The sequence below is a fragment of the Providencia sp. PROV189 genome (assembly GCF_028480065.1).
Taxonomy (GTDB): Bacteria; Pseudomonadota; Gammaproteobacteria; order Enterobacterales; family Enterobacteriaceae; genus Providencia; species Providencia stuartii.
Genome location: NZ_JAMPOG010000021.1, coordinates 82603 through 106371, shown reverse-complemented (window position 1 = coordinate 106371; position 23769 = coordinate 82603). Strand labels below are relative to the sequence as shown.

At 41.7% G+C, this 23769-nt stretch carries 25 protein-coding genes and 1 other RNA gene; 19 read left to right on the top strand and 7 right to left on the bottom strand.

The features are described 5' to 3' along the window. Positions 1 to 132 precede the first annotated feature (132 nt). The 5 genes from PR833_RS13460 (at position 133) to PR833_RS13440 (ending at position 2689) form a co-directional block, all read left to right on the top strand. Positions 133 to 801, top strand: a complete 669-nt coding sequence (locus PR833_RS13460; protein WP_004925324.1) for a DedA family protein — start codon at positions 133 to 135, stop codon at positions 799 to 801. Between the two features lie 259 nt (positions 802 to 1060). After that, positions 1061 to 1366, top strand: coding sequence for a DUF883 family protein (locus PR833_RS13455; RefSeq protein WP_004925327.1), 306 nt, complete (start codon positions 1061 to 1063; stop codon positions 1364 to 1366). A 5-nt stretch (positions 1367 to 1371) separates the two neighbouring features. Next, the gene (locus PR833_RS13450) at positions 1372 to 1770 is read left to right on the top strand and encodes a phage holin family protein (protein WP_004925329.1); all 399 of its coding nucleotides are present in this window, start codon (positions 1372 to 1374) and stop codon (positions 1768 to 1770) included. Then, entirely contained in the window at positions 1763 to 2062 is a 300-nt protein-coding gene (locus PR833_RS13445; protein WP_014657593.1) for a YqjK-like family protein, read from the top strand. Before PR833_RS13450 ends, PR833_RS13445 begins: the two co-directional genes overlap by 8 nt. 231 nt (positions 2063 to 2293) lie before the next feature. After that, positions 2294 to 2689 carry a DoxX family protein gene (locus tag PR833_RS13440; RefSeq protein WP_004925336.1) on the top strand — a complete coding sequence of 132 codons (396 nt, stop codon included), beginning with the start codon at positions 2294 to 2296 and terminating at the stop codon, positions 2687 to 2689. Between the two features lie 94 nt (positions 2690 to 2783). Here the strand turns inward: PR833_RS13440 and PR833_RS13435 are convergent, their stop codons facing one another. Beyond that, complete coding sequence (locus PR833_RS13435) at positions 2784 to 3680, bottom strand: LysR family transcriptional regulator (protein ID WP_004925339.1); 897 nt, start codon at positions 3678 to 3680, stop codon at positions 2784 to 2786. A gap of 136 nt (positions 3681 to 3816) precedes the next feature. Between PR833_RS13435 and PR833_RS13430 the strand changes: the two genes are divergently transcribed. The 10 genes from PR833_RS13430 (at position 3817) to dagF (ending at position 12805) form a co-directional block, all read left to right on the top strand. After that, positions 3817 to 4518: a pirin family protein gene (locus PR833_RS13430; RefSeq protein WP_004925342.1), complete on the top strand. Its 702-nt coding sequence runs from the start codon at positions 3817 to 3819 to the stop codon at positions 4516 to 4518. A 183-nt stretch (positions 4519 to 4701) separates the two neighbouring features. Next, positions 4702 to 6663: a BglG family transcription antiterminator gene (locus PR833_RS13425; protein WP_004925345.1), complete on the top strand. Its 1962-nt coding sequence runs from the start codon at positions 4702 to 4704 to the stop codon at positions 6661 to 6663. Between the two features lie 648 nt (positions 6664 to 7311). Then, positions 7312 to 7650: a transcriptional antiterminator gene (locus PR833_RS13420; protein ID WP_004925351.1), complete on the top strand. Its 339-nt coding sequence runs from the start codon at positions 7312 to 7314 to the stop codon at positions 7648 to 7650. 18 nt (positions 7651 to 7668) lie between these two features. Then, positions 7669 to 8034: an SFCGS family glycine-rich protein gene (locus PR833_RS13415; RefSeq protein WP_004925354.1), complete on the top strand. Its 366-nt coding sequence runs from the start codon at positions 7669 to 7671 to the stop codon at positions 8032 to 8034. Continuing rightward, entirely contained in the window at positions 8034 to 8330 is a 297-nt protein-coding gene (locus PR833_RS13410) for a DUF4312 family protein (protein ID WP_004925357.1), read from the top strand. The genes PR833_RS13415 and PR833_RS13410 overlap by 1 nt, the downstream gene beginning before the upstream one ends. 27 nt (positions 8331 to 8357) lie before the next feature. Next, positions 8358 to 9149 carry a DUF4311 domain-containing protein gene (locus tag PR833_RS13405; protein WP_014657591.1) on the top strand — a complete coding sequence of 264 codons (792 nt, stop codon included), beginning with the start codon at positions 8358 to 8360 and terminating at the stop codon, positions 9147 to 9149. A gap of 2 nt (positions 9150 to 9151) precedes the next feature. Next, entirely contained in the window at positions 9152 to 9802 is a 651-nt protein-coding gene (locus tag PR833_RS13400; protein ID WP_004925362.1) for a DUF4310 family protein, read from the top strand. Between the two features lie 25 nt (positions 9803 to 9827). Beyond that, the gene (locus tag PR833_RS13395) at positions 9828 to 10967 is read left to right on the top strand and encodes an amidohydrolase/deacetylase family metallohydrolase (RefSeq protein ID WP_272526209.1); all 1140 of its coding nucleotides are present in this window, start codon (positions 9828 to 9830) and stop codon (positions 10965 to 10967) included. Next, on the top strand, positions 10951 to 12063 hold the full coding sequence (locus PR833_RS13390; protein ID WP_004925369.1) for a DgaE family pyridoxal phosphate-dependent ammonia lyase: 1113 nt from the start codon (positions 10951 to 10953) through the stop codon (positions 12061 to 12063). The genes PR833_RS13395 and PR833_RS13390 overlap by 17 nt, the downstream gene beginning before the upstream one ends. 1 nt (position 12064) lies before the next feature. Next, the gene (dagF, locus tag PR833_RS13385) at positions 12065 to 12805 is read left to right on the top strand and encodes a 2-dehydro-3-deoxy-phosphogluconate aldolase (RefSeq protein WP_272526208.1); all 741 of its coding nucleotides are present in this window, start codon (positions 12065 to 12067) and stop codon (positions 12803 to 12805) included. 592 nt (positions 12806 to 13397) lie between these two features. Here the strand turns inward: dagF and PR833_RS13380 are convergent. The 3 genes from PR833_RS13380 to rsmI all read right to left on the bottom strand — a co-directional run bounded on the left by PR833_RS13380 (position 13398) and on the right by rsmI (position 16097). Continuing rightward, a complete protein-coding gene (locus tag PR833_RS13380) occupies positions 13398 to 14570 on the bottom strand; it encodes a tetratricopeptide repeat protein (protein WP_004925379.1) in 1173 nt (390 codons plus the stop codon). A gap of 229 nt (positions 14571 to 14799) precedes the next feature. Further along, positions 14800 to 15172, bottom strand: an RNA gene (gene rnpB, locus PR833_RS13375) — RNase P RNA component class A. Between the two features lie 49 nt (positions 15173 to 15221). Next, positions 15222 to 16097 (bottom strand): 16S rRNA (cytidine(1402)-2'-O)-methyltransferase, encoded by an 876-nt coding sequence (gene rsmI / locus PR833_RS13370; protein WP_036943087.1) that lies wholly within the window; start codon positions 16095 to 16097, stop codon positions 15222 to 15224. Between the two features lie 60 nt (positions 16098 to 16157). Between rsmI and PR833_RS13365 the strand changes: the two genes are divergently transcribed. From PR833_RS13365 to dolP, 4 genes are read left to right on the top strand one after another with little or no spacing between them, the layout of a single operon-like run. Then, complete coding sequence (locus tag PR833_RS13365) at positions 16158 to 17912, top strand: penicillin-binding protein activator (RefSeq protein WP_036943084.1); 1755 nt, start codon at positions 16158 to 16160, stop codon at positions 17910 to 17912. 49 nt (positions 17913 to 17961) lie between these two features. Continuing rightward, positions 17962 to 18345 (top strand): YraN family protein, encoded by a 384-nt coding sequence (locus PR833_RS13360; RefSeq protein WP_004925388.1) that lies wholly within the window; start codon positions 17962 to 17964, stop codon positions 18343 to 18345. A 20-nt stretch (positions 18346 to 18365) separates the two neighbouring features. Continuing rightward, entirely contained in the window at positions 18366 to 18956 is a 591-nt protein-coding gene (gene diaA / locus PR833_RS13355) for a DnaA initiator-associating protein DiaA (RefSeq protein WP_004925390.1), read from the top strand. Positions 18957 to 18965: 9 nt separating this feature from the next. Continuing rightward, complete coding sequence (gene dolP / locus PR833_RS13350; RefSeq protein ID WP_004925393.1) at positions 18966 to 19541, top strand: division/outer membrane stress-associated lipid-binding lipoprotein; 576 nt, start codon at positions 18966 to 18968, stop codon at positions 19539 to 19541. A 60-nt stretch (positions 19542 to 19601) separates the two neighbouring features. On the opposite strand, the gene mtgA is transcribed toward dolP, so the two are convergent. The 3 genes from mtgA to arcB form a co-directional block, all read right to left on the bottom strand. Beyond that, positions 19602 to 20327, bottom strand: a complete 726-nt coding sequence (gene mtgA / locus PR833_RS13345; RefSeq protein ID WP_053109775.1) for a monofunctional biosynthetic peptidoglycan transglycosylase — start codon at positions 20325 to 20327, stop codon at positions 19602 to 19604. 8 nt (positions 20328 to 20335) lie between these two features. Further along, entirely contained in the window at positions 20336 to 20986 is a 651-nt protein-coding gene (elbB, locus tag PR833_RS13340) for an isoprenoid biosynthesis glyoxalase ElbB (protein WP_014657583.1), read from the bottom strand. 233 nt (positions 20987 to 21219) lie between these two features. Then, positions 21220 to 23565 carry an aerobic respiration two-component sensor histidine kinase ArcB gene (arcB, locus tag PR833_RS13335; protein ID WP_272526207.1) on the bottom strand — a complete coding sequence of 782 codons (2346 nt, stop codon included), beginning with the start codon at positions 23563 to 23565 and terminating at the stop codon, positions 21220 to 21222. Positions 23566 to 23769 lie beyond the last annotated feature (204 nt).

Genomic DNA, 23769 nt, shown 5'->3' with positions numbered 1-23769 from the left:
GTTTTGTTAAAGTGGAGAGGCTTTGAACTAACAGCCTGAGGAAACATGACTTTTCACTTAGGTATTCGCATAATCCATGTCTCCCTACCCAACAATAAAATTGTTGCTGTTATTGCCGTTTAGGAAACATTAATGGAATTAGTTAAAGAATTATTTTTTGCCCTTTGGCATCAAGACTATGTCACGCTCTCCAACCCTACGTTGGTTTGGGCTATTTACCTTATGTTATTCGCTATTCTTTTTCTTGAGAATGGGGTTCTCCCTGCCGCATTCCTACCAGGTGACAGCTTATTGATCCTCGTTGGTGTTCTCATAGCAAAAGGTACACTAAGTTATCCATTGACGATTGTTATTTTGACTGCGGGCGCTAGCCTTGGTTGCTGGGTTGGTTATATTCAAGGTCGATGGCTTGGCAACACGAAACTGGTGAAAGGTTGGCTAGCCCATCTTCCTGAGCATTATCATCAACGTGCTTACGGCTTATTCCATCGCCATGGTTTAGCAGCATTATTGATTGGTCGCTTTTTAGCTTTTGTCAGGACGCTCCTGCCTACAATTGCTGGTCTAGCAGGGCTACAGAATGGCCGCTTCCAAATATTTAACTGGCTAAGTGGTCTTCTTTGGGTCTTAATCTTAACAGCTATTGGTTTTGGTTTTGGGAAAAGCCCAATATTTCTACAGTATGAACAGCATATTATGAACGTGTTGATGCTGATCCCTGTCGGCCTACTTATCATTGGTCTTATCGGAAGTATTGCCGTCGTCATTAAGAAAAAACTTTCCACAAAAAAAGTTAACTGATCACATCACGAGGCGAGAGGCAAATTACGCCTCTCGTTTATTCTCTCTGACAGTAAATACATCTTTATTAGAGCATCCGTCTTGGATATAAATTCGTTTTTTATTTAACATAAACATAATATTATTCTCTCTTACTTGAAATAAAACATTCTTTTACATTAATTTAATCAATAATTCCCCCTCTCCTCATTGCACTTACTGTAAAAATAGCTATTGTTAAAGCTGCTAACTATATTTTTCTATTGATAGGAGGTTCCATATGTCATCGAATAACTCATCAGAAGATCTACGCGCAGAACTAAAAGCACTGGCTGACTCTCTCGAAGCGATGCTAAACGATACTGGAAACAAATCGAAAGAAGAAATAGACAGCCTGAAGCAAAAAGCTCAAGATGCCTTACACGCTTCACGCGCCAAACTGAGCAATGCGGGTGATAAAATCACCGAGCAAACAAAAGAAATCGCGGGTCGTGCGGATAATTATGTGCGCGAAAATCCGTGGACTGGCATCGGTATCGGTGCTGCTGTTGGCGTCGTTCTTGGCGTATTACTCGCTAAGCGTTAATTTTTATGGAACAACAAGAGCGTCAGGGCCCCGGAAAAGGGGTCCTTAATACCTTACAACGCATCGCCGGTATCGCCGTGCAAATGGTGGAAACTCGGATCCAATTAATCGCAGTTGAATTAGAGGAAGAAAAAACCACTCTTATTCAACTCATTTTAATGGCGGGTATCACCCTACTTTTTACTGCCTTTGGTCTAATGTGCCTCATTGGTTTGATCTTTTGGTCAGTTGATCCTATTTATCGCTATCAAGCCCTTGCGATTACTACAGGCGTTTTAATATTACTCGCTATTATTGGCGCAATTTGGACCCTAAAAAAAGCGAGACAATCGACCTTACTCGGCGCAACTCGAGAGCAGTTAAAGGAAGATTCTAAAGCGTTAATGGGGTCAAAAGATGAATAAAAGCAAGCGCCTATTATTGGTTAAAAAGAAACAGCGTTTAATCAAACAAATTGAGCAACAGCGTTCTGAACTCTCTGCGGCTTCCAAAGATTGGTTACAGATGACAGAGCCTTACGATCGCTCATGGCAAATCTTTGTCACCTTCCGGCCTATTTTTGTTGCCGCTGCCGGTCTTATTTCTCTTTATACCATTAAACGGCCTCAGCGTATTTTTTCCCTAGGCAAAAAAGCGATTGCCGCTTGGAGTTTAGTGCGAACCCTCCAAAGCGTTGTTAATACGGGTAAAAAATAACCTACTCTGCTCCAAACCTGAAATCTGACCATTTCAGGTTTCCTCTCTCTGCCATTATTCAATATTTTTGTCCATCTTTGTTAATAACCTTTGCTTTTTATTGAACCCGCAAATCACTACCATAGCATCGTTAGGTGATTTCTTGTCATTTAATGCTAAAAAAACAATTTATATCGCGATGTGTATCTCATTTTATTGACACTTGCTGACCTAGTTAGCTGGAGAATCTTAATGAAAAATTTAGAAAATAGCGTGCTATTACTTGCCCGCATTATGATGCCGATTCTGTTTATTGTTGCTGGGTATGGTAAGTTAGGTGACGCTTATGCAGGCACTCAACAATATATGCAAGCGATGGGTGTTCCCGGCTTTTTACTTCCCCTGACTATTTTATTAGAACTGGGTGGCGGGCTTGCTGTGCTTTTTGGTTTCCTCACCAGAACAGTGGCTATTTTTACTGCTGTTTTTTGTGTATTAACATCCCTGCTCTTCCACATTAATTTCAGTGTAGAGCCAAATAGTTTGATGTTTATGAAGAACATGACTATTGCAGGTGGCTTTTTATTACTGGCAGTCACAGGCCCTGGTAAATTTAGTATTGACCATTTATTGAATAGAAAATGGTAAAAGTTGCTTTTTCATCATTAACCTTTACTTGATAAATTGATAACCGAATTTGGTTGCACCTCTATAGTGCTATATAGAGGTGCTTTTTTACTCTTTATTTATTAGCAAATAATTTAGGTATTTCTCGTAAGCACCACGATTTTGCTTCACCCATACTGTCTCTGCGCCACGCCATAATAATATTCGTCTGATGGCTATATTCTGCACTGACTACACGCAAGCGCCCTTCACGAATATCTTGCTCTACCATTGGATATGGCATCGTTGCTACACCTAACCCTGCTAATAGCGCACTACGCTTATCTTCAATAGTGGAGACCGTTAATCTTTGCTGTTTATCTAATAACTGTACTGTAATAACTGGCCGTTCACGTGCGGTATCGGCCACCGCAATACCTCGATATTTAATACGTGTCGTATCTGACAGCGGCTCTGGCTCTTGGTGGATCGGGTGATCAGGGCTAGCAACATAGACATGGTTAACGCTGTATAACGACTTAGAGTTTATCTCGGAGGAGGAACGAAAGTGCATATCCGGTGCGATAACAATATCCGCCTTTCCACTTTCTAACCGTTCCCACGCCCCTGCAAGTACTTCAGTTAAAATAGAAAGTTGCGTTTCGGATTTTTCAGCTAATTTATCCACTAACGGGAATAAGTAATACGCAGGAACTAATGCTTCACAAACAATGGTAAGGTGAGTTTCCCAACCTTTAGCGAGCGCTTCTGCATCGGATGTCAATTTTTCTGCGGCTTCAAGTAATACTCGACCTCGTTCTAACAACATCCTACCGACATTCGTAAATTTTGTTCTATGTCCTGAACGATCAAATAGAATAACATCCAACTCTTCTTCTAACTTTTGCATGGTATAACTGAGTGCTGAGGGCACTCGGCCCAATTCGTCAGCAGCAGCAGCAAAGCTACCACGCCGGTCGATTGCATCCATCACCCTTAATGATTCAAGTGTTAATGCTCTCTCTTTACTCATGGGATATCTCTTTCAGGAAATTTGAATGAAGTAAACAGATTAACTGGCTAACAATTCAACGTCCAGCTATTTATGATAACTCTATAAATTTATCAATTTTTGTGTATTTTTGTCGAGCGAAGGAGGGTTAGCCACCATGATGACATTAAGGGCAGTTAAGCACTGTGGAAAGGCTGACTATGGCTGGTTACAGGCACGTTATGCGTTTTCCTTCGGCCATTATTTTGACCCTGATTTTATGGGGTTTAAGACACTAAGAGTACTCAATCAGGAAGTTATTGCGCCTGAAAGTGCGTTTCAGCCTAAAAGCTACCCACATGTCGATATTCTTAACTTTATACTACAAGGAAGTGCCGAATATCGCGATAGTTTAGGTAATAAAATCAATGTAAGTGAAGGCGAGTGTATTCGTTTCTCACCTCGTCCTGATTTAAGTTACAGTGAACATAATATGTGTCCATATAAGCCGTTAACTCGTTTGCAGTTATGGCTAAATGCTTGCCCACAGCAAGAGTACTATCCGGCCCAAAAAATTCAATTACCGCCTGATAGTAATATGTTAGTTGCTTCACCTGATGGCGAAAATGAGAGCATTCAATTACGTCAACAAATTTGGATTACACAGCTCAATATTACGCCTGAAAGTGCTCAACATATTAAGCTTAAGGGGAAAAATGCTTATCTCCAATCCATTCGTGGAGGAGCGACTCTCCAAGCAGAAAATGGCGAAACCATAGAAATGAGTTGTAATGATGGTGTATTTATTCAAAATGAAAATGCACTAACACTCTCATCATCAAAATCAATGCGCGCTTTACTCATTGACCTCGGTGCATGATCTTCAACGGGCCAAATGACCTTTTTGGCCCATACAAAAAGTGCACTATTTCTTAAAATCTCTCGGTTTTTGCGAAGATATTCTCAAATTTATGATCTGCCATACTCGGTATGTTGATAGGCTTATGATAGAGTCCAATCCATAGTCAGCCAAAATAAAAGAACTATTTTGGCTATTAAGCTTATGGTTTTAGGTCGAGAAGGTATTTTCGTGGCTTTATTCACTCAACAGCGACTCAATCAAATTTTTGCAAGTATCCTTGATGAGGTAGTGCCTCAAGATGAGCTAGCTAAGCGTTTTTCGGTATCAACCCGAACAATTCGCTCTGACATTAATGAGATAAATGCACTCATACAAAATTACAGCGCTCATATCCTCTATGAGCGAGGCCATGGTTACCGTTTAAAAGTCGATGATGAAGCGCTTTTTGCTAAACTTACCCAGCAAAACCAAGTCGAAAATAGTATTCCTCGTACCAGTAAAGAGCGTGTTGATGCGTTATTGCTAAAACTATTGATGCTCTCTTTACCCGTAAAATTGGACGATATCGCGGAAGAGTGGTTTATTAGCCGTGGAACGCTACAGCAAGATATGAGTGTTGTAAGAGAGCATCTACAAAAATACCAGATCTTATTAGAAAGCATTCCACATCAAGGGATCCGTCTTAACGGTAGTGAGTGGGCCATCCGAGCTTGCATGACCGAAACCCTATGGCGCCGCTTTTCACAGCAAATTAATCAAGACTTATCCATTTTCCAGCCTGAATGTTTAGATAACCTTGATTTGACCTATATCGATAAAGTTCTCCATAACAGTATGAACCGTTTTGATGTTCGTTTAAGTAATGAAGGGCATCTATATCTGGTATTTAATTGCGCTGTCACTATTTTGCGGATCACTCGAGGCCATGAACTCACATCTGTCGTTAAAGATCATGATAGTGAAGAGACGCTACGTAAAGCCTGTGAAGAAGTTTCGAAAGGGCTTATTTATTTTCTTGGCAGTGATCTATCAAGTGCAGAACTCAGCTATCTGCATGATCAAATCATCGCACAGCGCATTGGCCACCAAGATATTACTCAACAAAAAAATCATCATCATCATGAATTGGTTGAATATATTCTTAATTATATTAATGAATTATATAATTATGACTTACGTGATGATGAGAAACTCAAAAAGGATCTCAATACCCATATTGCGGCCCTGATGACACGTCTGCAATATCACATTATTACCCCTAACCCTTTGTTAAGTGATATCAAGCAATATTATCCTTTCGCCTATGATGTCACGCTCAGTGCACTGACCAGTGCAAGTAAGCAATTACTTCCTTATCCAATCAATGAAGATGAGCTTGGTTACCTTGCCGTTCACATTGGTGTTAGTTTGGAAAGGAATTATGGTGCCGGCTCTATTCGCCAGACAGAAGTGCTGGTTGTCACCGATGCGGGAAATTCCACATTTCGAGTCGTTGAATCAAAAATCATGCGTGAGTTTCCGCAACTCAAATTTAGCCGAGGGTTAACTCTACAAGAATATGAGTCATTAGATGAAGTCGAAGAAGACTTTGTGATCACCACCGTTCGTATTTCTGAAAAAAATAAACCCGTGATCAAGATAGCGCCATTTCCGACGCCTTATCAACTAGAGCAGATCGGCAAATTAGCCATGATAGATCAAACCCGCCCCTATATTATTGAGCGCTTCTTTGATGAACGCTACTTTATGGTGATTAATGACAAAATCAGCCAAGAAACATTATTCCAAACGGTTTGCCATAAATTACAACAAGATGGCTATGTGACTGCGGATTTTTATCCATCATTACAAGAGCGCGAATCGATTGTTTCTACATTATTAGGCGAAGGAATTGCGCTTCCTCATTCACTGGGATTATTGGCAAATAAAACGGTTGTCGTGACGATTGTTGCCCCTAAAGGTATTGAATGGAACAAAGAGACGAAAGAAAACGCCTATGTGGTTTTCCTATTGGCGATTAGCAAGGCTGACTATGAGGAGGCTATGGCGATTTATGATCTTTTCGTTACCTTCGTAAAAGAGAAAACCACCCGTAGGCTGATTACGGTTAAAAATTTCAATGAATTCCAAGTGATCGCTAAAGACAGTCTGGCGCGTATCTAGTGGTTTGCTCGATTTATCAATCACTTTGCCTATCTCACTGCGTATTAAACGATAGGCAAAAATTCAGTGTGATAAAACGGTAGCTTCCTACTCTCGAATCACAAGGGCCTCCGGTTGCCTGAAATGAGTTCAACATCTTTGTGGCTACAGCAACTTTTAACGCAGATCATCGCTCGCTTCCACTTGTTAGCGGAAAAGGGAAGAATCGACTATTTTGCGTGATCATAACCGCAATTCTGTTATTTTGTTTTTCACCAAAAATCGCCTGTTTCAGGGCTAATCTCTCTAAGTGGAAATGCTCAGTTCCCTTTTATACCTATTTCCACTTTTCGATTTCCACTTTATTTACAGCGGCTATTTCGCCTTTCCAGTTCTATCATTACATTGCTAATAATTTGAATTTCAAAAGATTTAATAAATAAATTACTTAGTTATGCCTATTTTAGACACTCCAATATTGAGTTATTTTCCATTTTATTTCCGGTTGGTTTAATTTTTATACGCATTACACTTATTTTCCCTTCCAATTTATTTCCACTTACAAGTGGAAATTCAATGTCTGCACAACTCCTATAGAACCGACTAAGGTATTCATCATGAAGGAACAAAGCGGTTTAATTGCATTATTACCTTGGATTTTAAACAGTTATGAGTGAATCAGTTGTCGTTTTCAAGATGTCGGAAGATAACCTCGATATCGATGAAGTAACACAGGAGCTGTTGGTCATCATTAGTGGCTGGCTTCAACAAGAAGATTGCTACACCACCGATGTACAACAACAGATGTTGGAGTCTCATCTGAGAGCCATGGTTGCGAGAGCAAAAACGGGTGAAGCGTTACCAGAAGTCGATATCAGTTTGTTCGATGAGATTTCGGCGCACTCGATAGCATTATCACAACGTGTTGTCGATGCACTTCCTGGATTAGCGCCAGAAGAGACATTTTTACTCTCTGTTCACTTTGAAGTTATCCGTTCGAATGATTAATTTTTGGGGAATATCACTATGAAACAAGTTGTTGTTGCTATCGGAGATCGTTTAGGGAAAGGCCAAAAAGTTGCCGCAGGTGTAGAGGCAGCAGGTGGCAAAGCGATTGTTGTGCCTGGCGTTGCCGCTGATATGAAGCTAGGTGATGTCATGAATGCCGAACACGCTGATTTGGGGATCTCGTTTTGTGGTAGTGGCGGCGCTGGAGCCATCACTGCACAAACCAAATATGGCTACAAAGCACGTTACGGTATGCGTTCAATTGAAGAAGGAGAAACCGCCATCGCAGAAGGCTGCACTGTATTAGGTTTCGGTTTTATGGATAAAGAAGAATTAGGTGAGCGCTTGGTTAAAGCTTATATCAAAAAATACGGCGACGCGTAATGAAGAAATCTATCGAAACGGTTGTGCGAGTCTCGGGGCAAGGTGACAGCAAGCAAAAAGCGATCGCTGATGCACTGAACTCGGTTCAACGCACGGTACTAAAAGAGAGCAATGACATAATCCTGCGAATCGAACCTAAGGATGTTGCCGTTGTAAGTGCACACTCGCACTCGCGGACAGAAAAATTTCTTTTCGTCTTTCTGCCGCGTAAACGTGAACATTTCCGTGTGGTGCTCGACGTTTCGCTAGATGTCACCCTACTTTCTGTCAACGAAATACCATTTACAGAACAATAAAAACAATTCAGGTCTGGAGGCATTTCTATGAGTGAAACTGCATCTTTCTTAGAAATATTGGGTATGTCCCTCATCATCGGCGGCCTATGTGGCTTTGGCCTTGGTGCAGGGGCTGCTCGTATGTTCCATGCCCCTACAGTGCAAGGAATGGGGGCATTCCGTACACTTGGGGAACTTAATGCCTGTGAAGGAGATCCCGCATCTCACTTCTCATTCGGTTTAGGATTCTTTTTCAACGCATGGGCATCATCCGTTGCCGCGGGTGCATTCACACAAGACGTTGATCACCGCATTATTCCTAACTGGGGGGCAGCCGCTTTATTATCCAAAAATCGTAATGTGGCTGAAACACTGCATAACCCGAAAAAAATGGCGATTGCCTGTACCGTGATCGGGGCCTTAGTCGTCGCGTTCTTAAATACGACCGCTTCTGCTGTTCCTGCTGCGCTGCAAACAACCGCAATTAATGTGTTAGTTCCTGCGGCAAACCTGTTGGTTAACACAGTGATGCCTGTGATTTTCTGGCTAGCCGCTATGGATGCAGGTCGACGCTCTGGCTTCTGGGCAACCCTTTTCGGTGGTTGTGCTCAGCTGATTATGGGAAATGCTATCCCAGGTTTAGTCCTCGGTATCCTGATCGGTAAAGGCGTTGATGATAACGGCTGGAACCGTGTGACACGTACAATGATGATCACTGTCGTATTGCTGTTTGTTTTGAGTGGCTTCTTCCGTGAATTTGACTTGAAGATGATCACCTCTTTCCATCTGGATAAACCTCTGTGGCTTGAATACATCCATGGACTATTGAGCGGGAAATAATCATGACAACTGAAATTAACAAACAAGATTTTTGGTACGCGGAGTGGTCCTTCCCAATCTTTGTCGGACTGTTATCTGCTGGAATTTTTGCCGGTACTCATATGTATGTTGTTTATGGGTTCGGGGCATTTAACGAAGTTGCGTTCGTGGCAATGTTAAAAGCCGGCTTAGATACGGGGGTTTACGGTGCGGTCGCCGCATTTGGTGCCAGCTTCCTATTTGCTCGTATTATCGAAGGTTCATTGGTTGGTATTTTAGATATTGGCGGTGCACTACAAACAGGGATAGGCCTCGGTGTTCCTGCACTGTTCCTTGCCGCCGGATGGGATATTTTAGTTACCAATTTCTGGATCTCACTGGTCACGGGTTTAGTGCTTGGTTTAATTATCGGTCTGATCATTATCTTTGCGCGTAAATTTACCATTGCACAAGCCAACTCCACCTTTGGTGCAGACATCATGATGGGGGCTGGTAATACCTCAGGTCGCTTCTTAGGGCCTTTGATTATCCTCGCCGCTATGGCTGCATCGATACCAATTGGTATTGGGTCACTAATTGGTTCATTGATCTTCTATGTATGGCAAAAACCCGTCGCAGGTGGCGCAATTTTAGGGGCAATGCTATTTGGGTATTTCTTCCCTCTTGCAGCCTAACCTCATGATAAAAAAGAAGGTAACTATGTATTCTCTAATCATCAAACAGGGTAAACGTATCGATGGAACACGCATTGATATTCTTATTAAAGATGGAAAAATCGAAGCTGCAGGCCCTGAGTTGGCCTGCAACCAACAAGCTGAAAAATGGATTGATCTGAAAGGAAAAATCTACGTCAGTGCCGGATGGATTGATTCACATGCTCACTGTTTTGTTGAGTCTCCTATCTATTTCGATCAACCAGATTTAGCCGGTGCTGCAGGAGGTGTTACTTCATTAGTTGATGCAGGCAGTGTTGGTGCTGATGATATCGACAAATTTTATCAATTAACCCAAAAAGCCCAAACCAACGTCTTTTCATTATTAAATATCTCTCGTATCGGTATTATCGCGCAAAATGAGTTATCAGATATGAAGAATATTGATGAAACCTGTTTTCAGCAAGCGATTGAGCGCCATGAGGGTTTTGTCGTTGGTATGAAGGCTCGCATGAGTAAAAGTGTTGTTGGTGATAACGGTATTGAACCGCTGCTTAAAGCGAAACAAATGCAGAAAAAACATCGACTGCCACTTATGGTACATATCGGTAATAACCCACCCAATATTGATGAAATTGCCGATCTCTTAACACGCGGCGATATTATTACTCACTGTTTCAACGGTAAACCGAATCAAATTCTCGGTAGTGATGGTAACTTAAAACCCTCTATTGCCCGAGCATTAGCTCGAGGAGTGATTTTGGATGTGGGTCATGGCGCTGAAAGCTTTAGTTTTAAAGTCGCCGAACAAGCCATGCGTATTGGTACCTACCCAGACATTATTAGTTCCGATATCTACCACCGTAACCGCGTTAATGGCCCTGTCTACAGCCTTGCATTTGTGATGACGAAATTCCTTTGCATGGGCTTTAGTGCTGAAAAAATAATTCGTTGTGTAACAGAAAAAGCTGCCGATTTATTAGCGCTTCCCGCAAAAGGTTACTTAAAACCTGGTTTTGATGCTGATATCACGCTATTTGACCTGAAAGAAGAACGCACAGAGCTGACGGATGCAGAAGGAGAATGTCGTACTGGCACTCATCGCTTTGTGCCTATAGCGGCAATTATTGGCGGAAAACATATTGTTCATGCAGAAGGTGAATCTGAATATGCAATCGATTTATGAGAAATATCAGCTAAGACATGTGATTAACGCCTCTGGCCGCATGACCATACTCGGCGTCTCTACGCCGAGTCCAGAAGTTGTCGAACGCGTAGCTTACGGCCTAAACCATTACTTTGAGATCAAAGATCTGGTTAATAAAACGGGCGATTATATTGCCAAATTGCTCAATGTCGAAAGCGCCGTTGTCGTCTCTTGTGCTTCAGCAGGGATAGCACAGGCGATTGCTGCGGTGATCGTGCGTGATGATGATGATTTACTGCTAAATCTGCACTCATCGTCAAAAAACGTACCACGGGAAATCATTTTACCGAAAGGCCATAATGTGAATTTCGGTGCGCCTGTCGATACTATGGTGGCACTAGGTGGTGGTAAGGTTATCGAAGCGGGCTTTGCCAATGAGTGCTCACCTACACAACTATCAGCTAAGGTAACGCCACAAACAGCAGCCATCCTCTATATTAAATCTCACCATACAGTTCAAAAAAGTATGCTCAGTGTTAGCGAAGCGGCTGCCGTTGCTCGCCAACACAATCTTCCTTTAATTGTTGATGCTGCTGCGGAAGAAGATCTCACCAGTTACTACCAATCCGGCGCTGATTTAGTTATTTACAGTGGCGCAAAGGCCATTGAAGGCCCTACAAGTGGGTTAGTGATCGGTAAAAAAACCTATGTGGAATGGGTAAAACGTCAGAGCCAAGGTATTGGCCGAGCCATGAAAGTCGGAAAAGAAGGGATTTTAGGCCTGACGCTCGCGATCGAGCAATATTTGACAGCCACTAAAGAAACTGGCGCGGAGATGGTTGAGCGCATGGGTGAATTTATCGAAGCACTCAATTCGCTGCCTGCCATTTCAGCACGTATCGTTTGGGATGCGGCTGGACGTGATATTGCACGTGCTGAAATTAGTTTCGATGAAAAAATGATAGGTAAAACAACTTACCAAATCATGAATGAATTAAAACAAGGGGATACGGCAATCTATTTCCGTGAATACAAAGCGAATGAAGGCAAAGTGGAAGCTGATATTCGTAGTGTTAGCAATGAGCAACTTAATACGATTGCTGAACGTATCCGATTGTTAGTTAAAGGAATGTAGTATGAAATTATCACCAAATTTTTATCAAGATCGGGTATGTTTAAATGTACTCTCAGGCAGCCATCAAAATGCCAAAGATATTTATGAAGCCGCGGAAACCTTTGTGGTCGTTGGCGTGCTCTCTAAAAATTACCCTGATTTAACCAGTGCCATTGCAGATATGCGCATCTATGCAAAAGAAACCAATAATGCGCTTTCTGTTGGTTTAGGGGCCGGTGACCCTAACCAATCCACAATGGTTTCGTTGATTTCAAAAGCGATCCAACCGCAACACGTTAACCAAGTCTTCACAGGCGCTCCAATTAGCCGCGCCCTGCTTGGGCAGGATGAAACCTTTGTCAATGCGCTGGTTTCACCAAGTGGAACAAAAGGCATGGTGAAAATATCAACGGGGCCATTAAGCTCCCAAGCACCTGATGGTATCGTGCCGGTAGAAACGGCGATTATGATGCTTAAAGACATGGGAGCTAGTTCAATCAAATTCTTTAATATGAAAGGGTTAACTTATATTGAAGAGTATAAAGTCGTTGCACAAGCCTGTGCCAAATTTGACTTTTCCCTTGAACCTACAGGGGGGATTGATTTGGAAAACTTTTCCCAAATTTTACAGATTGCATTAGATGCTGGTGTGAAAAAAATCATCCCTCATATCTATAGTTCAATCATTGATAAAGAGAGTGGAAATACACGTCCAGAAGATGTACGCCAACTGCTCACAATGGTTAAACAAGCACTAAAATAGCGTTAATCACTTTGCCTCAAAGAGTAGAGGGGGATATTTTCCCCTCTACAATAAACATCTATTATTTTGTCTATCATAAAGAATAAAATTCATATCCATAGCTCCCCCTATTAATCGCCCATAACTATGTTGACTGGTATATCGCTTTTCCACCGGAACCAAAATCAGACCGATAATTTTTTATCTCGCTCATTTTTCTAATAAAGTAATGAGTATCCTTATTCGCAAAAAATTCTATTAATTTTTTACTGTAATAGACTATATCTAAATTAAAGAGTTTCTTTTCATCATGATAGTTGCGTATTTTTCTTTCTGTATCATTAATAATGACTGGCTCACCTATTTATTACTTCTTAAACAAACGACACTTTTAAATTCCATCTAACTGACTTAATCCCCATTTATGACTAAATATACTATTTTCTACTCATCACTTTTCCAGCATTACTTTATCTTTAATAGTGATAACGTTTTTATTATTTTTAAAGCGCTCAACTTACACATTATAAAAAGGCAAAAAAAGAAATACACAAAGCAAAAATATAGCTTATTTGACGGGCAATACGCTATTATATATGAGTTATTTAATTAGCTATTCATATGCAAATTTTTTCACTGGGTATTTGCGCTTAAGCTCTTTCGATAATATCGTTGCTTTTCTTAGTTCATCAATGGTCATCTGTTTTTCCATGTTATTTAACGTATCCTCATCGTATTTAACGGAATAAGCAGCTATCGAATACCATGCGTAACCTGTAACTTTATCTCCCATGTTAAAAGTTTGTCGCCCCAATTCTGTTTGAGCGCGCTCATTTCCTTGTTCCGCCGAGGCTTTCAATAGTAATAATGCTTTTTGCGGATCTTTTTTAAGATAGCTCCCAGTTAGATAATGTTCAGCAAGATGTTTTTGTGCAACGGGGTCATTTTGAGCGGCTGATTTGTTTAAATATTCAATGCTGAGGCGTTTCATATTGACCTTATTTTTAACATTAGCCATCCAATAATCGTTTTCACTGGTGATATATTGCGCAATAGCATCCCCATGATCTGCCGCCTTTTTATGCCATTCAAATGCCATATCTCTATCACGCTGAATATGAACGGTATCCTTTTCATACATGTTACCTAGCTGATACTGCGCCTCAGCATTCCCAGTATCTGCCAGTTTATTGGTTTTAATAAACAGCTTAGAGGGTTCTCTTAATTTTTGCCCTTCCATTAATGGCTTATAATTAGGCGATAATAACGGAACGATAACATTGACTTCTTCGTCAGGCTTTAGCCAATGACGATTCACATTAGAAGGATAATTATTGAATATGGGGGCAGATGTACTTGATACACTTTGATAATGCTTATCACTATTATTTTTTAATTTAATTAGAAATAAATAGTTATGAGCAATTTCATTGAGCTTCATCATCCATTCATCATTGACGTCTAATCCAAATTCATCGTTACCATTTGCATGAAGTGATAATGTCTTTGGTGATGAACTTCCCCCTAAATCAATCGACGTTTCAAGCACAAGGAAATCTCGCCCATCAATCATTGAACAGTCAATAAATTTAGTATTTTCTAATTCTGTGACTTGTTCTTTTAATAAATTAACATTATCGCAACTTTCAATTATTGAAAAAAGATTAATTTTTTGTGTTGTCGCTTTTTCATTTATTATTGATTCTATATCAATTGGCTTATAATCAAGTAAATAAGCATTCGCGTCTATCACTATAAGACTTAGAAATAAAGCGAGATATTTCATTGTATAAACTCTCTTTTAGAATGGGATATTTCTCTTATCGGACTTCATTATATGGTATTACCAATATTATTCGAATACGATAATTTACTATAAAAATTTGGTATGCATGACACCCTATAAAAACGTACCAATGAAAAAAGATGCAGCCTTTAGGCCCCCAAAAGATAGGCACTATCGCATATGAGTATAAAAAATGCCCCACCGTACTCATGCACGTTGGGGCGTTTATTTGAGGAGTCGGCCGATAAGCCGGGTTCTGTCGTGGACAACCATTCATCTAGGCCAGCACTTGCGCACTGGCTCCAGCAACCTACCCGAGTTCAATGCGGGCCGCATCATATGAACCCCTATTTGGTCTTGCTCCGGGTGGAGTTTACCGTGCCACGGACTGTTACCAGCCGCGCGGTGCGCTCTTACCGCACCCTTTCACCCTTACCTGAGCCTGTAAACAGGCCATCGGCGGTTTGCTCTCTGTTGCACTAGTCGTAGGCTTGCGCCTCCCAGACGTTATCTGGCACCCTGCCCTGTGGAGCCCGGACTTTCCTCCCCTCTACCCGTCTCCCAAAGGACAACGATAAAGCAGCGGTTGTCTAGCCAACTCCGAGGCGGATTATAGGCACTTTATCTATTCATGTATAGGGGTTTGTACCGTTATTCCTCGTCACTTGATTGTTCAAGCATCAATTTATATAAGCGGTTCTTTTTCACCCCGTATATTTCGGCGGTAATCGCAGCCGCTTTTTTCGGTGGCAACTCTTGCTGTAATAAGTTTAAGGTACGGATCACTTCCGGTGAAATATCATCCTCATCTAGATTCGCTTTATAGCCTTCAACAACCAGCACCATTTCGCCTCGATGACGGTTTTCATCTTCTTTAACCCACGCTAATAATTCACCGACAGGACGCCCTTCGATTGACTCCCAAGTCTTGGTTATTTCACGAGCAAGTACAACATGCCGTTCTGGCCCCCACACTTCAACCATGTCTGCTAAACTATCGAGTAAGCGATGTGTTGACTCATAAAAAATTAATGTGCGAGTTTCTCGTTCAAGTGCTTTAAGGGCGTCTTTACGACCTTTACTTTTGGCGGGTAAAAAACCTTCATAGCAAAAACGGTCAGAAGGTAACCCCGCAGCACTGAGAGCAGTGATAGCGGCGCATGCTCCCGGTAATGGAACAACGCGGATCCCGGCTTCACGGCAGCGAGTGACTAAATGATAACCAGGATCGTTAATTAAAGGTGTACCTGCATCGGAAACTAATGCGATACTATCACCCTGTTGAAGTCTGCTAATTAATTGATCTGCCTTCTGCTGTTCATTATGATCATGTAAGGCAAACATGCGTGCATTAATGGCAAAATTCTGCAACAGCATTCCTGAATGCCGTGTGTCTTCTGCAGCGACAAGGTCAACATGTTTAAGAACATCCAGCGCACGTTGCGTGATATCGCCCATATTACCGATAGGGGTAGGCACAATATACAGCGTGGATGCCATAACCACTGCTTGATTAGGTTGATTCATTGTTTCATCCGAATAGCCGGTTTAAAATTAAGCAACTGAAAATACACCACTGGATACAGTATGCGTCCTTCAATTTTTTTGCATGTAAAAAAAGGGTTAATCTGCACGGCAATGCTATCTGCTTTAGTGTTGTCAGGCTGTCAACTCACAGGGGATAACAGAGCACCGATCACCCCAACGACACCTGAGCAAATCAGCTCTGAAGTCAGTCGTTATCAGTCTATCATTGATTCTGCACAAGGTAAGCCTTCCGTTGAGGCTTTACGTGCCTATATCAGCCAAGAGCCATTGCTAACAGAACAAGCTGCTCATCAGGCAAATATCGATGGTACGTGGCAAATGTTAACACAAATGACACCTAATCAGGTGGAGGGAATTGGAGTCGAAGAAAATACCCTCGCTGGATGGGTTGATTTGTTGGATATCTACCTCAATAACCGTGACGATATTGATGCACTACGTGCCGGTATTAATGACTGGAAAATCCGTTATGCGGATCACCCAGCGGTAAAAACCCCACCAAATCAACTTACTCAGTCATTGCAACCACCAGTTGGAACCTCACCAAAAATTGCGCTTTTCCTTCCTATGAGCGGTCAAGGGAAAGTCTTTGGTGAAGCTATTATGCGGGGCTTTATGGATGCACAAAAAGGCTTACCACAAGCACCTGTGGCAACCAGCAATAGTGCACCAGTAGCAACACCTGAGGCAAATAGCGGTAATGATGTATTAGAGCAAATCTATGCGGAAGTTGCAGCGACCACAGGTAATAGTAGCCCAAGCAGTGAGTCTGAAGTGGTCAATCCTTCGTTGAACATTGCGCCCGCGCCAACCAATACCCAAAGTGTCAAAGTCTTTGATACGAATGGGAAGTCACTGCCTCAGTTACTGCAACAAGCACAAAGTGAAGGCTTCACGTTAGTGGTTGGTCCACTATTGAAACCTGAAGTACAAGCGATTGCGCAAGCAGGATCGCCATTAAGTGTATTGGCACTGAATGAATTAGATGCCGATAAGCTACAGCCACGCCCAAATCTTTGCTATTTTTCCTTGTCGCCAGAAGATGAGGCCAAAAATGCTGCTGCACATATGATGGCCGATGGGAAACGTGCTCCATTGCTTCTCGTTCCTTCAAATGCCTTTGGTGAGCGTATTGCTAAAGCATTCGCTGAAGAGTGGCAATCAAAAGGTGGCGCAACCGTACTCAAACAGTCCTTTGGATCTACTGCATCGCTCAAAGAGTCGATAAACCGCGGTGCGGGTATTCGCATGACAGGTATACCTGTTATTGTTAATCAGCAAGTGGCGGCAAAATCAATCGATGGACAAAATTATCCTGAGCTTACTCAGCCTGAGCCGCAAGTAAGTTCAGCGAGTGCCGTTGATGCGGTCTATATTGTGGCGACTCGTGATGAATTAACTTTAATCAAACCAATGATTGAAATGGCGATTAGTAGCCGCCAACGCCCTGCGCTCTATGCTAGCTCACGCAGTAACCAAGCAGGTAATGGCGCTGATTTCCGTTTCGAAATGGAAGGGGTTAAATTCAGTGATATTCCATTGTTAGCGGGTGCAAATAATAATTTGCGCAAACAAGCTCAACAAAAGCTCAACAATGACTATTCCCTATTACGTCTTTATGCGTTAGGGGTCGATGCTTGGGCACTCGCGAATAACTATGATCAATTACAACACAATGCTCAATTCCGCTTACAAGGTGCATCTGGTGCCTTAAGTGTCGATAAAAACTGTGTTGTATACCGCGATCTTCCTTGGTTGCAATTCAATCAAGGGCAAATCAAATTGGCAAAATAAATTTTGTCGCGCAATTAGGATAATTGCCAAACTTTAAGACAAGGACGTCATGCAACCTCTCAAAAAAACATTAAAATGGTTAACTGGCCGGTACTATGAAAATCGGGTACTGGCTTTCCTGCAACAACAGGGGTTAACATTTATTGAACGAAATGCCAGAAATCGCCATGGTGAAATTGATCTTATCATGCGTGATAGCACTGGTTGGGTATTTGTTGAAGTACGTTTTCGCCAAGATAAGCAATATGGTGGAGCACTGTTATCAATTGATCGGTGCAAACGCAGAAAACTGATTGCCACCGCTAAATATTGGCTTGCCGAAAAACAAGAAAGCTTCGAAACTACCGCATGTCGTTTTGATATCTGTGCGATTACTGGTCGTCAGTTTGAATGGATACAGAATGCCTTTAACGATAGTGAACATGTTGGTTAATTTCACAGGAAAATAAGCAAGTGCTGGATAGAATTAAAGTCTGTTTTACAGAAAGTATTCAAACTCAGATAGCAGCGGCAGAAGCATTGCCGGATGCAATATCACGGGCAGCAATGATGATGGTTCAATCACTGCTAAATGGTAATAAAATTTTGTGCTGTGGAAATGGTGCTTCAGCGGCAACAGCACAACGTTTTGCCGCGAGTATGATCCATCGGTTTGAAACTGAGCGTCCGAGTCTTCCCGCACTCGCACTAAATACGGACAATGCCGTTTTAACCGCGATTTCTGGTAGCAAACAACCAACTGAAATATATGCTAAACAAGTGAGAGCACTGGGTCAGCATGGTGATGTTTTAATGGCTATCTCAACACATGGAAATAGTAGCGATATTATCAAAGCGGTTGAAGCTGCTGTGACGCGGGATATGACGATTGTAGCACTGACGGGTTATGATGGTGGCGAGCTAGCTGGCCTCTTAGGCCCTCAAGATGTGGAAATACGCATTCCATCACAACGTAGTGTCAGGATCCAAGAGGTCCACCTTCTTACCGTGAATTGTCTTTGTGATCTCATCGATAATACACTTTTCCCCCATCAGGATGATTAAGGAGCAAAAATGCGATTACTCCCAATAGTAGCCATTGTTGTCAGCATGACAATGCTACAAGGCTGTATTGGCGCTGCCGTTGTTGGTTCAGCGGCGGTTGCCACCAAAAGTGCGACAGATCCTCGTACGGTCGGTCAGCAAGTTGATGATGGCACGTTAGAAGCTCGTGTCAGTGGTCAACTCAACAAAGATAAAGACATTACAGGCAAAGCGCGCATTATTGCGACAGCATATAAGGGAAATGTTCTGCTAACCGGCCAAAGTCCTGATATGTCATGGGCTGAGCGAGCGAAGCAGATAGCAGCAAATGTCGAGGGAACCAATGCGGTTTATAATGAGGTTCGCCAAGGAGAGCCCGTTACTTTAGGAACAGCGTCAAAAGATACTTGGCTCACAACCAAAATCAAATCCAAAATTCTCACTAGCGATGCAGTGAAGTCCTCCAGTGTGAAAGTGATTACTGAAAATGGTGAAGTATTCTTGCTAGGTGTTTTAACTAAGCAAGAAGGTGATGCTGCTGCAAAAATTGCCAGTGAAACAGATGGTGTCCGTCGTGTCACGACCGCTTTTACCTATCTCAATTAATCATAAACAATAATATATTGTTATAAAAACAAAAGTCATGAGTAAAAATTCATGACTTTTTTATTTGGTCGGACCAATAGCGTTGCTTTTCAGATAATTCCTACCTCCAAGAAGGTACATCTGATTCAAGATCCAAGCCTGCCGCTTTAACACATAAGAAGAAGGTGATTCTACCTTAAATCGATGAGGATTTGGTAGAACTGCTGCTAATAGTGCAGCTTCCTCCATAGTTAATTGATTTGCTGACTTTTTAAAGAATTTTTTTGATGCCTCTTCAACCCCAAAAACCCCATCACCAAACTCAACTATGTTTAAATAAACAGTAATGATTCGTGTTTTAGACCACATAACTTCCATAATAGGAGTCATCGTTGCTTCAAGCCCTTTTCTTATCCAACTTCTCCCATTCCATAACCAAAGGTTTTTTACTGTTTGTTGAGAGATAGTTGACGCGCCTTGAATCGTCTTTTTTTTACTCATATTATGCTTATAAGCCCTCTCTATCGCTTCGAGATCAAAACCCCAGTGATGAGGAAAATTTTGATCTTCGGCGGCTATTACCGCCAAATACAGATAGGGAGAAATGTGATTTTCATCAACCCACTCAGAATGAGAAACATAAGAAAAGTTTAAGTTTATCCATGCAGATATTTGCTTTTCTATCATGACGGCAGAAAATGGCACTGGTAAGAACTTAAATGCAATCACAGTCAAAAACCAAAAAGCGGCTAATGAAAGAAAAACTTTCCTTAACCAGCGCCATAATAGAGAAATTTTCACTCTCATTTAGTTGATCATGCCATTTCTAATACTTTCTCAACGAGCTTATTAATACCGATTTCAGCCTCTGAGATCGATTGAGCCAGCATATAAGCAGGTGTTGTAACGACTTTGTTAGCATGATCGACCACAATATTATCGACAGTACAGGTAATGTGCTTACCTCCCATCTTTTCAATGTGGGCAATCGTTTCCTTATCGTTACCAATTGTTAATTCAACTGATGTATTTAAAAGCTTAGGAAGCATAACGGGCGCAATACATATTAGGCCTAATGGCTTTTTCTGTTGGTGCATTTGTTGGACTAAACTTAATAGTTCTTTATTAATTTCACAGTCACTTCCTTTAACCGCGAAATCACATAAATTCTTTGCTGCACCAAAACCACCAGGAATTATGAGGGCATCTAGCTTATTTGCATCCGCAGAGGATAAAGGCGCTATTTTCCCACGAGAAATTCTTGCAGCCTCCTCCATTTGATTGCGTTTTTCTGTTTTTACTTCACCAGTAATATGATTTATAACAGTAGGTTGATCTTCATCTGGTGCAAAAAAGTGGACTTCGACATTTTTTTTACTTAAAGCTAGCATAGTTAATACTGACTCATGGATCTCGCTTCCATCAAAAACACCACATCCACTTAAAATAACCGCAATTGATTTCATATCTCGCTCCATTTGTAGTAAATTATCACTGAACCGCAAAAAGGGAATAAACATCAATCTTCATCACAGATTTTAATGAATCTTGTAACAAATTCGCTAATATTTGGTATCTTGGTATTATTCTCTTAAGCAGTAAACAGATTCTAAAGGTCTGCCCAAAAAGAAAACCATAGGTAGATCAACGATTTCCCTGGTGTTGGCGCAGTATTCGCGCACCCCAACTTCGGTTGGGGTTATTTTTTTGCACGCCCGTCAACGTAGTTTCTCAAAGTTTCTATATCCGACTTCCAATCCTGTTTTAACTCATCCACCCACTCTTGTACATTATCCCACCAAGCAGGTAGTTCAGGTGATTGAATTTGTTGTGCAATTTTTTGCAAATTTTTCAATCCTACAGAGCCTGCGGCCCCTTTAATTTTATGCGCTTCTTCGACGATACCTTTCTGATCTTTTGCCACCATATTGGAATCTAAAATCGCTAAATAGCTTGGTAGCATTTTTTCAAAGACTTCGAGGCCGTCATAAATAACTTGCGGGCCAACCAACTCCATATACTGTTCCAGCATCTCACAATCTAGCACGGACTCATCAGTATCGCCGCAAACGCTTTGTATGCCCTTCTGAGGCGTTTCATTCGCATGCTCACCCCAGAACTGCTCAATGACCTGTTTAAGGGCTGAGACGGCCAATGGCTTGCTTAATACGCCATCCATGCCTGCATCGAAATACTCTTTCTTATCTTTCAAAACATTCGCCGTCAGTGCGATTAATGGAGGGAGATCCTCTTTCTGGTAGCGTTGATTCAATTCACGAGCAATATCAATTCCCGTCATATCTGGCAGTTGAATATCTAGTAGCACTAAATCGTATTCACCAGGAGCGAACATCGCTAATGCCTCTTTACCGTTCATGGCAACATCAACGGTATTTCCTAATTTCTCCAGCACAGAGCAGGCTACGACGACATTTAGCTCAATATCTTCCACAAGCAAGATATGTAAAGCAGGTAGTGGATACTCATCGTCATTGACTTGTGAATCAATCACTTCTTCTTCAATAACAGGTGCTACAATGGATAGCGTAAAAATTGAGCCTTGCCCAATTTCACTTTCAACTTGAATATCCCCGCCCATATTTTGTGCGAGGCGACGTGATACCGACAGCCCGATCCCTGTGCCTGTTGCGGGTTTGCCACCCGCACTGTCTGTTACTTGGTAATACATCGCAAAAATTTTATCTAGCTCATCTTTCGGAATACCAATACCGCTATCTTGAACACGGAAGAATAGCTTATCTTCCCCTTCTCGCCAGATACTCAATTTAACTTCACCTTGCTGAGTGAACTTGACGGCGTTTCCAATGAGATTCCAGAGAATTTGACGAAGTCGGGTACCATCTGTCAGCACTTTTTCAGGCAGTCCAGCCGCCACATCCATGACAAATTTCAACCCTTTCGGTTGAACTAAAAGACCACTGAGATTTTCTAAGTCATTGACAAATTGAGGTAAAGCAACAGGTTGATTATCTAATTGAACTTTACGACGTTCTATCTTATCCATTTCGATCACGTCATTGAAAATGTTCCCTAATGTGACCGCACTAACATGGATGGTTTTCAGATAATTCATTTGTTCCACCGTTAGGTCTGTGTCTAACAGAATACGGCTTAGCCCGACAATACCATTGAGCGGTGTGCGAAGTTCGTGGCTAATTGTTGAAATAAATGTCGTTTTATCGCGGCTTGCGTTCTCCAATGCCTCTTGATAGCGCTTACGCTCTGTAATATCACGCCCAAAGCCCATTAGACCATGTCGCTTACCAACCCGATCATAAAACGGCACTTTACGTAGCTCAAAACACGCTTTTCGCCCATCCGGATAAACGAGCCACTGTTCATAGGTGAGAGAAACATTGTGGCGGAATACCTTTTCGTCGGTTTCCATCACCTTAGAGGCGATTTCAACATCATAAATATCTAACGGGGTTAACCCAACAAGGTGTTTTTCACTCTTACCTGTTAACAGCTCCATTGCCCGGTTACACCCTGAAAACTCATTGTTTTCATTACGGTAATAGACCAAATCTGGCGATGCATCAAGAAACGAACGTAATAATGTGGACTGCTGCTCAAGCTCAATTTGTGTTTGCTCGCGGTGTTTCATTTCTTGTTTTAATTGCTCAAGCAATTCAAGATGCGCGCTTTCCGCTTTTTCCCGCTCAATAATTTCCTGATTAAGCTGCTCTATGTTGCCTTGCAATTGCGTATTAAGTTCAGCATCGCGCTTACGCATCACTTCCAGCTTATCGACCATGCGAGAAAGGCGCTGCCGAGACTCTTCAAGTTGTTCAACCACCACCGATAAAAAATAGACAGCTAATGGTGTAATAATTAAACCAAAGAAAATAGAGCCAACCAAATCAAGGCTATCAACTTGACCACGCAATACAATTGTCACCGCCATTTGCATTATCATTGCGAGAACAACCAATGCAGATGCGAGTAAGAGCGAAAACCGGACGAGTCCGAGCTTCATCATTAAATCGACATAATATTGCGCAAGACCGCGAAGTACTTTCATAACCACCCCTTAATATGATACTCATTGAATCATATATCAAATAAGGCAAATCCGAGTCATTGTTGATAAGAAATGTCGATCCTGCTCATCAATAAAAGGGATTTTTTGTTACTCATACGATTACCACCCCTCTTTATTCACGGTCTTTATGCTCGATACCTTATTATTCAAAAATAAAATAATACGCGATATTCTTTAATTGAA

Coding starts and splice junctions, on each gene's coding strand:
- PR833_RS13390 (WP_004925369.1), top strand. CDS start 10,951: ATGCAATCGATTTATGAGAAATATCAGCTAAGACATGTGATTAACGCC.
- elbB (WP_014657583.1), bottom strand. CDS start 20,986: ATGAAATCAATTGCGGTTATTTTAAGTGGATGTGGTGTTTTTGATGGA.
- PR833_RS13435 (WP_004925339.1), bottom strand. CDS start 3,680: ATGAGTAAAGAGAGAGCATTAACACTTGAATCATTAAGGGTGATGGAT.
- PR833_RS13430 (WP_004925342.1), top strand. CDS start 3,817: ATGATGACATTAAGGGCAGTTAAGCACTGTGGAAAGGCTGACTATGGC.
- PR833_RS13450 (WP_004925329.1), top strand. CDS start 1,372: ATGGAACAACAAGAGCGTCAGGGCCCCGGAAAAGGGGTCCTTAATACC.
- PR833_RS13445 (WP_014657593.1), top strand. CDS start 1,763: ATGAATAAAAGCAAGCGCCTATTATTGGTTAAAAAGAAACAGCGTTTA.
- rsmI (WP_036943087.1), bottom strand. CDS start 16,097: ATGAATCAACCTAATCAAGCAGTGGTTATGGCATCCACGCTGTATATT.
- PR833_RS13460 (WP_004925324.1), top strand. CDS start 133: ATGGAATTAGTTAAAGAATTATTTTTTGCCCTTTGGCATCAAGACTAT.
- PR833_RS13380 (WP_004925379.1), bottom strand. CDS start 14,570: ATGAAATATCTCGCTTTATTTCTAAGTCTTATAGTGATAGACGCGAAT.
- PR833_RS13395 (WP_272526209.1), top strand. CDS start 9,828: ATGTATTCTCTAATCATCAAACAGGGTAAACGTATCGATGGAACACGC.
- PR833_RS13405 (WP_014657591.1), top strand. CDS start 8,358: ATGAGTGAAACTGCATCTTTCTTAGAAATATTGGGTATGTCCCTCATC.
- arcB (WP_272526207.1), bottom strand. CDS start 23,565: ATGAAAGTACTTCGCGGTCTTGCGCAATATTATGTCGATTTAATGATG.
- PR833_RS13400 (WP_004925362.1), top strand. CDS start 9,152: ATGACAACTGAAATTAACAAACAAGATTTTTGGTACGCGGAGTGGTCC.
- PR833_RS13410 (WP_004925357.1), top strand. CDS start 8,034: ATGAAGAAATCTATCGAAACGGTTGTGCGAGTCTCGGGGCAAGGTGAC.
- PR833_RS13415 (WP_004925354.1), top strand. CDS start 7,669: ATGAAACAAGTTGTTGTTGCTATCGGAGATCGTTTAGGGAAAGGCCAA.
- PR833_RS13425 (WP_004925345.1), top strand. CDS start 4,702: ATGGTTTTAGGTCGAGAAGGTATTTTCGTGGCTTTATTCACTCAACAG.
- PR833_RS13365 (WP_036943084.1), top strand. CDS start 16,158: ATGCGTCCTTCAATTTTTTTGCATGTAAAAAAAGGGTTAATCTGCACG.
- mtgA (WP_053109775.1), bottom strand. CDS start 20,327: ATGAGAGTGAAAATTTCTCTATTATGGCGCTGGTTAAGGAAAGTTTTT.
- dolP (WP_004925393.1), top strand. CDS start 18,966: ATGCGATTACTCCCAATAGTAGCCATTGTTGTCAGCATGACAATGCTA.
- PR833_RS13420 (WP_004925351.1), top strand. CDS start 7,312: ATGAGTGAATCAGTTGTCGTTTTCAAGATGTCGGAAGATAACCTCGAT.
- dagF (WP_272526208.1), top strand. CDS start 12,065: ATGAAATTATCACCAAATTTTTATCAAGATCGGGTATGTTTAAATGTA.
- PR833_RS13455 (WP_004925327.1), top strand. CDS start 1,061: ATGTCATCGAATAACTCATCAGAAGATCTACGCGCAGAACTAAAAGCA.
- PR833_RS13440 (WP_004925336.1), top strand. CDS start 2,294: ATGAAAAATTTAGAAAATAGCGTGCTATTACTTGCCCGCATTATGATG.
- PR833_RS13360 (WP_004925388.1), top strand. CDS start 17,962: ATGCAACCTCTCAAAAAAACATTAAAATGGTTAACTGGCCGGTACTAT.